Annotated in this window: 12 protein-coding genes; 3 read left to right on the top strand and 9 right to left on the bottom strand. The window is 65.8% G+C overall.

The window, feature by feature from the left end; translation table 11 throughout:
• The first annotated feature begins 116 nt into the window (after window positions 1-116).
• On the top strand, window positions 117-1595 hold the full coding sequence (locus Y705_RS0109225; protein ID WP_275450804.1) for a glyceraldehyde-3-phosphate dehydrogenase: 1479 nt from the start codon (window positions 117-119) through the stop codon (window positions 1593-1595).
• A gap of 10 nt (window positions 1596-1605) precedes the next feature.
• Here Y705_RS0109225 and Y705_RS0109220 read toward each other — a convergent pair whose 3' ends face one another.
• From Y705_RS0109220 to Y705_RS0109200, 5 genes are all read right to left on the bottom strand, one after another.
• The gene (locus Y705_RS0109220) at window positions 1606-2376 is read right to left on the bottom strand and encodes a hypothetical protein (protein WP_155849997.1); all 771 of its coding nucleotides are present in this window, start codon (window positions 2374-2376) and stop codon (window positions 1606-1608) included.
• Between the two features lie 127 nt (window positions 2377-2503).
• Window positions 2504-3148, bottom strand: a complete 645-nt coding sequence (locus Y705_RS18720) for a GNAT family N-acetyltransferase (RefSeq protein ID WP_049822537.1) — start codon at window positions 3146-3148, stop codon at window positions 2504-2506.
• A 117-nt stretch (window positions 3149-3265) separates the two neighbouring features.
• On the bottom strand, window positions 3266-4177 hold the full coding sequence (locus Y705_RS18715) for a GAF domain-containing protein (RefSeq protein WP_049822536.1): 912 nt from the start codon (window positions 4175-4177) through the stop codon (window positions 3266-3268).
• Window positions 4178-4406: 229 nt separating this feature from the next.
• Window positions 4407-5501: a hypothetical protein gene (locus tag Y705_RS0109205; RefSeq protein ID WP_026532648.1), complete on the bottom strand. Its 1095-nt coding sequence runs from the start codon at window positions 5499-5501 to the stop codon at window positions 4407-4409.
• Between the two features lie 60 nt (window positions 5502-5561).
• Window positions 5562-6146 (bottom strand): helix-turn-helix domain-containing protein, encoded by a 585-nt coding sequence (locus Y705_RS0109200; RefSeq protein ID WP_026532647.1) that lies wholly within the window; start codon window positions 6144-6146, stop codon window positions 5562-5564.
• A 143-nt stretch (window positions 6147-6289) separates the two neighbouring features.
• Here Y705_RS0109200 and Y705_RS18710 point away from each other — a divergent pair, with 143 nt between their 5' ends.
• Window positions 6290-7123 carry a class I SAM-dependent methyltransferase gene (locus Y705_RS18710; RefSeq protein ID WP_049822535.1) on the top strand — a complete coding sequence of 278 codons (834 nt, stop codon included), beginning with the start codon at window positions 6290-6292 and terminating at the stop codon, window positions 7121-7123.
• 80 nt (window positions 7124-7203) lie between these two features.
• Here Y705_RS18710 and Y705_RS0109190 read toward each other — a convergent pair whose 3' ends face one another.
• The 3 genes from Y705_RS0109190 to Y705_RS18705 all read right to left on the bottom strand — a co-directional run bounded on the left by Y705_RS0109190 (window position 7204) and on the right by Y705_RS18705 (window position 9278).
• Complete coding sequence (locus tag Y705_RS0109190; protein ID WP_026532646.1) at window positions 7204-7848, bottom strand: energy-coupling factor transporter transmembrane component T family protein; 645 nt, start codon at window positions 7846-7848, stop codon at window positions 7204-7206.
• Entirely contained in the window at window positions 7845-8555 is a 711-nt protein-coding gene (locus Y705_RS0109185; protein WP_026532645.1) for an energy-coupling factor ABC transporter ATP-binding protein, read from the bottom strand. The genes Y705_RS0109190 and Y705_RS0109185 overlap by 4 nt, the downstream gene beginning before the upstream one ends.
• A gap of 72 nt (window positions 8556-8627) precedes the next feature.
• Window positions 8628-9278, bottom strand: a complete 651-nt coding sequence (locus Y705_RS18705) for a biotin transporter BioY (RefSeq protein WP_049822534.1) — start codon at window positions 9276-9278, stop codon at window positions 8628-8630.
• A gap of 159 nt (window positions 9279-9437) precedes the next feature.
• Here Y705_RS18705 and Y705_RS0109175 point away from each other — a divergent pair, with 159 nt between their 5' ends.
• On the top strand, window positions 9438-11036 hold the full coding sequence (locus Y705_RS0109175) for an ABC-F family ATP-binding cassette domain-containing protein (RefSeq protein ID WP_026532644.1): 1599 nt from the start codon (window positions 9438-9440) through the stop codon (window positions 11034-11036).
• Here Y705_RS0109175 and Y705_RS18700 read toward each other — a convergent pair.
• Complete coding sequence (locus tag Y705_RS18700) at window positions 11033-12196, bottom strand: mechanosensitive ion channel family protein (RefSeq protein WP_253908555.1); 1164 nt, start codon at window positions 12194-12196, stop codon at window positions 11033-11035. The genes Y705_RS0109175 and Y705_RS18700 overlap by 4 nt on opposite strands.
• Between the last annotated feature and the right edge of the window lie 271 nt (window positions 12197-12467).

Below are 12467 nucleotides of genomic sequence, written 5' to 3'. Positions count from 1 at the left end.
CCGCCCGATAGGGATAGGCTTGAGTAAACGACCAGCCGACGATGCCTGGCGCTGTCTTGGCGGCCAGCGGGCTGGATGAATTCGCACCGGAGGATCCGGCGCAGTGAGGGATGCAGTTGACGCAGCACAATCCGAGCACGAGTCTCGAAACCTGGATGAGCCGTGAAGCGCTGGCCGAGGCGATGATTCCGCTGATCGGCCACCTGTACCGGAACAACAACGTCGTGACGAGCATCCACGGCCGCAGCCTGATCAACAAGTCGACGATGAACATCCTGAAGGCGCACCGCTTCGCCCGGCGCCTCAGCACCGAGGAACTGCGGCTGGAGGACACGGCACCCCTGCTCAAGATCCTCACCGGTCTCGACCTGGGTGCCGCAGCCATCGATATTGCGCGGCTGCGCCTGAAATTCGATAGCGAGGGTGGCGGCCGCCCCCTCGAGGACTTCGTCCGTGAGGAACTTTCCGACATCGTGGGGAAGGGTGGGCGCGATGAAAGGACGAGCACCGACGTCGTCCTCTACGGCTTCGGTCGGATCGGACGCCTCCTCGCCCGGCTGCTCATCGAGAAAGCCGGCGGCGGGCACGGGTTGCGGCTCCGCGCTGTGGTGGTCCGGCGCGGCTCCGACAACGACCTCGCGAAGCGTGCGAGCCTCCTCCGCAGGGATTCCGTGCATGGTTCCTTCGAGGGAACCATCCAGGTGGACGAGCAGGCGGACACCATCACCGCGAACGGCGTCCGCATCCAGGTGATCTACTCGGACGATCCAGCGACCATCGATTACACCGCGTACGGCATCTCCGACGCTCTCGTCGTCGACAACACGGGCCGCTGGCGCGACGCCGAAGGCCTGTCCCAGCACCTGCGCAGCAAAGGCGTGGCGAAGGTCCTGCTGACGGCGCCGGGCAAGGGCATGCTCAAGAACATCGTCCACGGGATCAACCACGGCACGATCACGGAGGCGGACACCATCGTCACCGCGGCATCCTGCACAACGAACGCCATCACCCCCGTGCTGAAGGCCCTCAACGACCGCTTCGGGGTGGTGCACGGGCACGTGGAGACGGTGCACTCCTTCACCAACGACCAGAACCTGATCGACAACTTCCACCGCGGGGACCGCCGCGGCCGCTCTGCTGCCCTGAACATGGTGCTGACGGAGACCGGGGCGGCGAAGGCCGTCGCCAAGGCGCTTCCCGAACTGGAAGGCAAGCTGACCGGAAGCTCCATCCGCGTCCCGACGCCTGATGTGTCCATCGCGATCCTGAACCTGACGCTGCGCGAAGGGACGACGAAGGAGGAGGTCAACGCCTACCTTCGGGAGATGTCGCTGCATTCCGACCTGCGCAAGCAGATCGACTACATCGACTCGCCGGAGGTCGTGTCGACCGACTTCGTCGGCTCACGCCGGGCCGGAATCGTCGACGGTCTGGCGACCATAGCCGATGGGACGTTCCTCGTGCTCTATGTCTGGTACGACAACGAGTTCGGCTACAGCTGCCAGGTGGTGCGGGTCATGGAGGAGATGGCCGGCGTTCATCCGCCCGCCTTCCCTGTCAAGGAAGCCGCCGAGCAGCTTACCGTCGGGCTGTAATACCGCGCCGCTAGCCGGCCGGGTGCAGCGAGGTGATCATCGCCCGGATCTTCTGGTACTCCTCGGTCTCTGCATAGGCCTGCGGCGTATCCACGTGCTGTGGCTTGCCGGGTGAGGTATCGAAGGGGTCGTAGATCCCACCGAAGGCCGCTCCGCTCGGAGGCCAGGTGAAGAAGTGGGAGATGGGACAGGCCTCCGGTCCGGTGGGTGCCGGGGCCGAAGTGATGCCGTAGGCGAAGGTCACCATGCTCATCGGGTCGGTGGCCAGGGGATTGGACCTGGACTCGAAACGGAACGTCGGCGTTCCGCTCGGTTGCGCCAGTGCAGGCAAAGGCTCCGAATCGATGATGGAGTAGGGCATTCCCTCAGCGCACACCGAACCGGTGACGAGGTTGGTCTGGAGCGAGGCGAGCTGTCTCCCCGTCGCATCGCTGACGACGACGGACACTCCGCCCAGCGGCGCTTCGCCGGGGTTGTCGGCCGCGGTCCAGTTCCCCGGGTGATCGAAGGACAGGGTGCCGTCGGACGTCGTGTGGGTGACGAGTCCTGGTGCCGGCGCGGTACCCGGCGGGGCGGAGGGGGCTGGAGCGGTCGTCGCGTTGCCGGAGGCTGAACTGCTTGGTTGCGCGGTGGTGGTTGCGGGGGGCGCAGGGGTGGACGCTGCTGCGGATGGGGCTTCCTGTGCGGCCGGATCGGGCTCCGGCGAGCCGCACGACGCGAGGAGGAATGCGAGGCACAGGGCCCCGGTCGACACAAGGGTGGGTGTTGCTGAACGACCCATGGTTACTCCTTCGTAGCTAGGTGGGTCATTCCATTGTGATACTCGGTCTGCTGAGGGGGAGCGGCCTTGACCGAATTGTTGCAGCTGTCACCCGATCGTTGCTGTTTCTTCGGCGTCCCCGGGGGTGTCAGTGCTGCGTGGTCTTCAGATGCGGTGCGAGGGTGAGGTACTGGGGGTTGTCGGCGAGGAAAGCGAAGGCGCTGGGGCATTGCGGCACCACACGCAGTCGCCGCTTGTGAGTGTTGAGCATGATGTGGCGCATCAGGACCATGTCCACGCCTCGGTCTCGGAAACCCGGCTGCTCGACGCCGTCGGTCAGGTTCATCTGCCCACTGCGCATCGTGTACTTCATGTAGGCGGCGAGACTGCCGTCGACGTACAGTTCGAACCGGCAATACAGCGGGCTGTCCCGGAAGACTTCCTGCGCCCGCCCCGGAGTCTCGGGTTCGGCGGTCCGACGGGAGCGCAGATCGAGTTCCTCGGCGATGGCCTCATAGCGTTCCGTCGCTTCTGCGGGCGGGAAATCGGCATCGATGAGCCGGTACAGCTGGTTCGCCATCACCCGCAATTCCCTGGTCGAGGCCGAGGAAAAGTCATCGATCGCCAGTGCGCGTTCCAGCCAGCCGGACTCACGCTCGACCCGCTGGGAGCGGGAGTGGACCTGGGGCGCGGAAAAATCGAGAGGAATTTTGTCGACGAATCCGGCCGGCAGTGTTGCCGGGCCTGTGCTGCCGGAAGAGTTGGTGGTGTCAGGGCGCAACTGCTGTGTCATGGTCAAATCCTGTGCTGGGCAGTGACCACGCCTTTTTCTGGACCCGGTACTCTCCTGACACTAACCAGAAGTACGCCAAAAGGAAACTCAGCATGCAGATTTTTTTGCGGGGGGCGGTCACTGCGAGGTCGTTCGCCACATCTCACTCTGGACACGGGCCGCGAAGGTCCTCAGAGCCTGCTTGTCGTCCTCCGTGAATGCCCGTGGCCGGTCATCGATCAGGCACAGGGTGCCGATCCGCCACCCACCGGTGGTGGACACGGGATGGCCCGCGTAGAACCGAACCTCGGGGCCCCCGGCAACAAGGGGGTGATCCCGGTAGTCGGGGTCGGTGCCGGCATCAGTGATCACCAGGGTCCGGTCCTTCTCGATGGTCCGCGCACATAAGGCGATATCGCGCGGAAGGTCCTGGCCGATCGGGCCGATCACAGATTTGATGACCTGGGAGTCTTCGGTGATCAGGGCGATCGAGGCCGAGCTGACACCGAAATGGTTCCGGGCCTGGGCGGTGATCCGGTCGAATCTTTCTTCCGCTCCTGTTTCGAGCAGCCCCGACTCGTACAGCGCATGGCAGCGCCGGAACTCCCGTTCATCATCCGCAGTTGCGTCCAACTCGGCGTTGTCGGCTCTCTGGAAGGCACCTCCTGAAGCGTTATGTGAGGCATAGGGGGAAGTGGTGATGGTGCTGGCATCCCCAACAGCGGGTAGATGGAAGGCATACCCGTCCGGGGAGAGCACCAGTGCCCGCAGGTACTCGCCGTACCCCGAGCCCACGGTGATGCCATCGGTGCTGTAGTGGGCGCCGTCGACAATTGATCCTGTGACGTCCAGGAGTTCGTTGATGGCCTGCGCGATCAGGTCCCGCTCCAGTGTCGGAATCATGACCAGGCCTGTCAGATACCCGGTGACGTCGACCTCGTCGGCGGCCCCGCCGATACTTCCGTAGGCCACGAACACCTCATCGACGCGCAGGTTCGACGCGCGGACGGTCTGGAGAGCGGTCCACTGCTGCAGATAGTCATCCAGCATGTCCTGTCCTTTCCTCGTCCCTCGCCGGCACCGGAGCCGATCGGCCCAGTTTCAAGGGTAAGGGGTCATGAGGTGTCGCTTCGTATCGGCTTGGTCACACCGCCGTGGGTCGACACGGGGGAACAGCTGTGCTGCCCATCGGCGGATGAGTATCCACGACGGTCCTGGTCCCGGAAGCACGTGAAGCAGAAGGCAGGCGGGATCCTTGGTCGGGACTGGTTTCCTGGCCCTACCGGGGGCGGGCTCTGGAGAGTTGGCGGCGATCGTATTCACGGGAGCTGAACGTGGCTTTCCTGACGGATTCCTCATCATCCAGGCTTGATCCGAGTGCTCCGGCGATGGTTCCCAGGGATGCGGAAAGCCAGGCGAGGTTGAGGTATTCGTCGATGCCGGCGGGGTGCCCCAGTTGGGCGGAGAGATATTCACTGTTGATGATGATGAGTGCCCCACCGAAGATCACCGTGAACAGCCCCAGGTACATCGCAGACACCGCGATCAGGATCGTGATGACCGTGGCGAGGTTGTAGCTCACGCGGCGTTCGGCGCGCCGGGCTCCGACAGGGCGTTCCCATAAGTTGTTGTGGGCGATCAACCAGATGGTCATGATCGCGATGGAGAGCAGGCTGATGGAGGCGAGTCGGGGTGCACTGAGATAGTCGGCCATGCTCCAGATGCTGGTGTAGAAGACACCGAACGCTCCGGTGGCTGTGGCCGCGGCCATGGCGCCGGAGAGTCCGGGGAGGATCCGCCAGGGGCGGTTGCCCCGAACCATGCCTGCCAGGAGCTGCACCCGACCGCGGAACCCCTTCAGGGTCTCGTACGAGTTCTGGTTCGCCCCAGCGGCCGGAGTGGTACGTTCCGGAGAGATGGGGCCTATGGCAGCGGAAACTTTGCCACGCCCGAGGGAGCGCGCGTTCGCAGCACCATGAAGGACCCCGATGGTCTGCAGCAATGCCCGACGAACGCGGTTGGTACGCATCACGCCCAGAGCGGGAAGAGCGATCATCGCTGAACCATAGTCGGCGTTGACGCTGGAGATCATCGGCTCGGAATTCGCGTACTTCGGCAGGTCGGTGAGATAGACGAGGTAGTCCCACCCCAGACGGTCACGGACGTCCTGGGCGTGAACGTTCAGCTCTACTTCTCCGTTGGCGTCCAGGGGCAGGGATTGTTGTTCTATCTCGATGGTCCAGTCCACCTCCGAATCCAGTGACGAATTCAGCAGCTGCGCTGTTGTCGCCTGCAGCTTCCGGGCCAGCTCCATCGGAAGGTGAGGGTCGGCCATCAAACCCACTGTTTTCTTCTCTAGCGTTGCCTCAGTCATGTCTTCAGGATAGGAGAACCGGCTGGAGAAGGGCTGAACCAGGCGTCGAGGTCGGTTCGGTTAGGAGGGCCTGGGGCGCGCGCGAACGTGCATCCGCTCACCCTGCTGTCCGAACAGGCTGATGAACTCGACGGGTCTGCCGTCGGCGCTGGCGAACCAGTGCGGTGTACGGGTGTCGAATTCCGCAGCCTCGCCCGGGCGAAGTTCGAAGTCCTTCTCGCCCAGCACCAGACGCAGTCGTCCGTTGAGAATGTAGAGCCATTCGTATCCTTCGTGCACGCGCGGGTCGGGCTCCGCCCCGCGGGCATCACCGGCGAGCACCATCTTGAAGGCCTGCAGTCCGCCGGGACGGCGCGTAAGAGGAACCGCCGTCATGCCGCTATGGGTGATCGGCCGCAGATGAATTCTCGGGTCCCCGGTAAGCGGCGCACCGACCAGATCATCGAGGGGAACCCCGTACAGCCTCGCGAGGGGCAGCAGTATTTCGAGGTTCGGTCTGCGTTGCCCGGATTCGAGGCGGGACAGGGTGCTGACCGATACTCCTGAAGCGGAGGACACCTCTCCGAGGGTGAGGCTCCGTTCCGTGCGGAGTGCTCGGAGCCGGGGGCCTACCGCCCCGAGAACTTCGTCAAGCTGATTCGCCATGACTCCAGTTTGCCATAACGGCAATCATGTTTGTCAAGTTGTGGTGAGGCGATGGAAGCTGGTGTAACCGCTGGAGGATGCCGGCGGAGAACTTTCAGCGCGCGACGCCACGGCCTTGCGGTCATATTGGAAAGGCAACAGACATGGATCACTCGTCCCACCGGACACCCGACCATGACCATGACCATGACCACCATTCCCACCAGCGCTTTACCGGTTTCGACCAGCAGCGCGTCCTCGACCTGGATGCCGAGGTGTTCGGCAACCACCTCGCAGCCGTCCTGGACTCGATCGGGGTGCCGACTGCGTGCGGCATCGTCGATCTCGGCGCCGGCACCGGCGCCGGCAGCCGGCTGCTGTGGGAACGGTACCCGGCCGCCGGCGTGACATGCGTCGACCGGAACCCGCAGATGCTCGGGCTGCTGCGCGAGCAGGGCTTCACCGTCGTCGAGGCCAACCTCGACGACGGCTTCCCTGTACTGGCCGGCCCCTCGATCACAGCGGACGCAGTGCCCGCTACGCCGGTCGACCTGGTGTGGGCGTCGTCCTCGCTGCACCACGTGGCCCACCCCGCACAGCTGCTGTCGGGGGTCCGCGGCGCACTGGCGCCGGGTGGTGCCCTCGTCGTCGTCGAGCTCACCGCCCTGCCCCGCTTCCTGAGCCGGTCCGATGAAGCGCTGCTGGAGCAGCACTGCCACGCCGCCGCGGCGGCCGCGGGGTGGAACCACTACCCCGACTGGACGACGATGATCGAGGCCGCAGGGTTCCGCGCCACCCGATCCGAGGTGACGAACTTCGCACCCGTGACCCCGGCTGCACGGGAGTACGCCCAGCAGTGGTTCCAACGTTTCTCGCATCTGGCGGCCCTGTCTGCCGACGACCGCGAGGCAGTCGGGAACCTGCTGAAGCGGTTCCCTGACGACATCGAGCTGGAACCCCGCACCACCCGGACCGTCTGGGTGGCCACCCCGACCTGAAACACGATCAGCCGTGATACCGCACTTCCCTGAGAAGACCTCCCCCAACACCACGGACCTCCTCCTACTACGTGCCCGGGTTACGCGCCCGGATCCTCGGGGCGATCATCCTCGCCGAGCCCGCGGGCGGCGAGTGCCTCTCCTGTCCGGTGCGCATACGCCACGGCATTGATCACCACGGGGACCACCGAGGCGCGCACGCTGCGCTCCAGTCCGCGGGCGCGTGCCGCGTCCCGGACGTCGAGCAGCGAACCGGCCAGGTAGGGGATACTGCGCAGCAGAATGGACAGTGCCAGCCCGAAGCGCTCCGGGTCGCCTCCCACCACTCTCACCGGACGCGCCACGAAGACCACGCCGTCGAGCAGCTCCTGGCCCGGCGTGGTGAGCGTGACCGTGCGGGCGGCGAGCACGCAGGTGAGGATGTTCCCGGTCGTCACGAACGCGGGGAGGAGGCCGTTGGCGATTACGTGATAGACGGCCAGGACGCCGAGCACGGGCAGGAGCGGCAGCACAGTCCGGAAGAGCTGCGCGGCCGGGGTGCGCGCCCCGAGCGTGAGTCCCAGTGACGCCGCGACGAGCCCGACGGCGGTCAGTTCCGGCACCCGGGCGGCGAGCACCACTGCGCTGAGGGCGAGGGACATGAAGACCTTGAGCCACAGGGGAGCGCGGTGCAGGACCGAGCGGCCCGGCACGTAGAGTCCGAGAAGGTTCCCGTGCCCCCTCATGCGGCGCACAAGCTTCGATAGAAGTCGACGGCGTCGGTCGGTGCACCGTCGAAAGCGACGCGTCCGCCGTCCACCACCAGGCACCTCTCGCTGTCGAGTGCGAAGGACAGGTTGTGCGTGGTGAAGACGAGTTGGTCGGCCACGCCCCGCAGGGTCTCCCGGATCCGATTCTCGTTGCGGAGGTCGAGCAGGGTGGTGGGTTCGTCCGCTACGAGGATCGACGGCTCCACGGCCGCGACGACGGCGATGGCGAGGAGTTGCCGTTCCCCGCCGGACAGGTCGTAGATGCTGCGGTCCGCGAGGTCGGCGATCCCGAACCGTCGCAGCACGTTCTCCGCCGCGGTCCTCCGCTCCGCCGGGCGCTTGATGCGGCCCCGCAGGGACAGTTCGACATCCTCGCGGCCGGTGGGCATGACGAGCTGGGACAGCGGGTCGGTGAAGATGAACCCGACCCGGCGCCGCACATCGCGCCCGCGACGCCGGGTGTCCAATCCGGCGCTGGTGACCGTGCCCGACGTCGGCAGCACAAGTCCGTTGATCAGCTTGAGCAGGGTCGACTTTCCTGACCCGTTGGCGCCGATGATGGCGATCCGCGGTTCCTGCAGCGACAGGGTGAGGTCATGCAGGAGCGTGCGCTGCCCGTCGATGCCACTGGGCGCACCGGCGTCCGCATCGACGCGGACGGTCACCCGGTCGAATTCGATCATGCGTGGAACTCGGTCCTGCCGGTTGAACCGGTCATCGTTCGAGGTTCGCCGGAGATCAACGGTTCAGCCTGTTCAGGAGTCGGCAACGGTTGCGGGAGAGCGCGCCGGAGCCAGCAGCCTCGGGAACGCCCGGTGTACTGACAAGGCGATGCCTGCGGCCAGGAGGTTCTTGACGATGTCGCCGGGGAGGAACACCATATCCGCCAGGACGGCGGCCGGGACGTCGAGCCCGCCGTTGACGACGAGACCGGCGATGCCGAGGGGATGGACGGTCAGGAGGCTCGCCGCCAGTCCGGCAAGGAACAGGCCGATCCACCGGAACCGCGAGGCGCGGCGGAGGACGAGGACAGCGAAGAACCCGGCGAGAAGCGCCGCAAAGGGGAAGGCGACGAGGTAGCCGGCGGAGGGTCCCGCCAACACACCGAAGCCGCTCCGGAACCCGCTGAACACGGGCAGGCCGGCAAGCCCGGCAACCAGGTACAGCCCGACTGCCGCAAAACCGCGGGTCGGCCCGAGGGCGAGCCCGGCGAGGATCACGCCCAGGGTCTGGAGCGTGATGGGTACCCCGAGCGAACCGATCGGGATACCGGGTAGGATTGCCAAGGCGGCAATGAGCGCAGCGAAGACTGCGATCAATGACAGGTCGGTGGATGTCCACCGTTTTCTTGTACGCCAACTGGACGTCCCAGTCGGCCCGATGACCGTCTTTCGGGTGGGGTGCATGGTGAATCTTCCTTAGGAATACCGGTGAACTGCCGAGGGACTGTAGGGCATCTCCAATAGATCCCCGTTCCCGTCCGACGATAGCGTCGGATTTCCCGGAATCCTTTGTAGGGTTCCCACAACATTTGCCCTGTGCGGCAACACCGAAAGGCCACGGATTTGATTAGCGTATCGAACTTGGAGCTGCGTGCCGGAGCCCGGCTGCTGATGGAGTCGGTGTCCTTCCGGGTCGACCGCGGCGACAAGATCGGCCTTGTGGGGCGCAACGGCGCCGGCAAGACCACTCTGACGCGTGTCCTTGCGGGGGAGTCGCTCCCCGCCGGAGGGACCGTGACGCGGACCGGGGAGATCGGCTACCTTCCCCAGGACCCTCGGACCCCGGATATGGACCAGCTCGCCCGCGACCGCATCCTGTCGGCGCGCAATCTCGACACCGTGGTGACCGAACTCCGGCAGGCCCAGGAGGATATGGCCAGCGAGGTCGCCTCGATCCGGGACAAGGCCATGTCCCGGTACGACCGCATCGAATCCGCTTTCCTGGCCGGCGGCGGCTATGCGGCCGAAGCCGAGGCTGCCGCGATCTCCTCGAACCTGGCGTTGCCCGAGCGCATCCTGAACCAGCCGCTCAAGACGCTCTCGGGCGGCCAGCGGCGGCGCGTCGAGCTCGCGAGGATCCTCTACTCGGGGGCCGAGACGATGCTGCTCGATGAGCCCACCAACCACCTCGACGCCGACTCCATCACGTGGCTGCGCGAGTTCCTGAAAAATCACCAGGGCGGCCTGATCGTGATCAGCCACGACGTCGAGCTGCTCGAGGCGACGGTGAACAAGGTGTTCCAGCTCGACGCGAACCGCGCCACGATCGACATCTACAACATGGGCTGGAAGCGCTACCAGCAGCAGCGCGAGACCGACGAGCGCGCCCGGAAGCGTGAGCGGGCCAACGCGGAGAAGAAGGCCCAGGTCCTGATGGACCAGGCGAACAAGATGCGGGCGAAGGCCACGAAGGCCGTGGCGGCGCAGAACATGGCCAAGCGCGCCGAGCGACTGCTCGGAGGCCTCGACGCAGTGCGGGCGAACGACCGCGTGGCGGCATTGCGCTTCCCCGATCCTTCGCCGTGCGGCAAGACCCCGATGACGGCCGAGGGACTGAGCAAGTCCTACGGCTCGCTCGAGATCTTCACCGACGTCGACCTCGCGATCGACCGCGGGTCGAAGGTGGTCATCCTGGGCCTCAACGGGGCCGGAAAGACGACGCTCCTGAGGATGCTCGCGGGAGTGGACGCCCCGGACACCGGGAAGGTCATTCCCGGGCACGGGCTCAAGGTCGGGTACTACGCGCAGGAGCATGAGACGCTCGACACCGAACGCACTGTCCTGCAGAACATGAAATCGTCCGCACCCGACATGCAGGACGCGGAAGTGCGCGGAATCCTCGGCTCGTTCCTGTTCTCGGGTGACGACGTCGACAAACCGGCCGGCGTGCTGTCCGGCGGTGAGAAGACCCGCCTGGCGCTCGCGACGATCGTGGCGTCGTCGGCGAATGTCCTGCTGCTCGACGAACCCACCAACAACCTGGACCCGGCGAGCCGCGCGGAGATCCTCGGCGCGCTCCGGAACTACTCCGGTGCGGTGGTCATGGTCAGCCACGACGAGGGGGCAGTGGACGCGCTCAATCCCGAACGCGTGGTCCTGCTGCCGGACGGCGTGGAGGACCTCTGGAACGAGGACTACCTGGAGCTGGTCACGCTCGCCTAGCAGCGTCCGCCCGGCGAAGCCGTTGCGCCCGCATCGGCGTTGCGGAGGGTTTCCCGCTCCTCGAGAATTCTCTCGTCGGGCCCGCTCAGTGTGCGGCCCCTGCGGTCCGCGTCGGGCGAGCCGCTGAACAGCCGGGAGTCGGCCGTCCGGCGTGCAGCGTCGTCGTCGACTTCTCCTTCTGTCGCAGCGGGCGAAACCGCGTGCACCGTCTCCCACCGCTGCCGGGGCAGCGTCGCCGGGTAGCCATCCTGCAGGAAGACCACCATCGCCTCGCGGACAAGGCACTGCAGATCCCAGATTGCACCGCTGTCCGCCGCACTGACGAGGACGCGGGCCCGGATCAGGCCGTTCACCGCTTCGGTGACCTGGAGGGTGGCGGTGCGCCCGTCCCACAGATCGGTTCCCTCCAGGATGCTGTGCAGGTGCCCCCGCATGGCATCGATGGGGGCACTCCAGTCCAGATCCAGCTCTACCGTTCCCAGCAGCTCGGACCGGCGCCGAGTCCAGTTCTCGAAGGGGGTGCTGGTGAAGTAGGTGGATGGCAGGATCAGCCGTCGCTCGTCCCAGACCTGCACCACCACATACGTCATGGTGATCTCCTCGATAGTGCCCATCTTGTCTTCGACAACCACCACGTCGTCCACCCGGATGGCATCGGTGAAGGCGAGCTGGACACCGGCGAAGACGTTGCTGAGCGAACTCTGCACCGCCAGGCCGGCCACGATGGAGATGAGGCCCGCGGAGGCCAGGATACCGGCACCGAGTGCGCGCACCTCGTCGATCGTGAGCAGTACGGTTGCCACCGCCAGGGTGATGATCACTGCGACGCCTACGCGCCGCGCCAACATGATCTGCGTCTTCAGCCGGCTCATCCGGCGGTGGTCCCTGGTCTCGCTCCCGTATTTCCTCAGCAGCACCGTTTCGATCAGCAGGAGCAGCATCGCGGCGAGCCAGGCCAGGGCGGCAATGAGACCCAGCACCAGGAGGTAGCTCACCGGTCCGAACCACGGCATCCGGCCCGCGGTGACATCGAGGGCGATCCGGATCGCCGTGATTCCCAGCACGGCACGGAGCGGTGTTCGGGCGCGGCGCGAGACGTCCTCGATCTCCGGTGGCGAGTAGCGCTTGATGGTAGCGCGAATCTGGACAGTTGGTAGCACGATTCCGGGGGCATGGTAGCGCTGGGAGTGCGGGGCTGCTCTGCTGTGAGATGACGACACAAGAGGTGTTGTCGTTTCATTTTGGAGGGCGGGTTCATGGCGGATTATCGGAAGATCTTGGTGCTGTTGCTGGAGGGGCGCAGTTACCGCGAGGTTGTAGAGATCGCGGGGTGTTCGCACCGCGATGTGGCACGGGTTCGGCAGGAAGTCCAGGAGCGGGGTCTGACCTCGGCGGTCGCGGTCAGCGACACTGAGCTCGCGCAGTGGTTCC

Origin of the sequence: Arthrobacter sp. H41, from assembly GCF_000520535.1 — a bacterium.
Taxonomy (GTDB): Bacteria; Actinomycetota; Actinomycetes; order Actinomycetales; family Micrococcaceae; genus Arthrobacter_D.
This window is presented reverse-complemented; position numbering and strand designations above follow the sequence as displayed.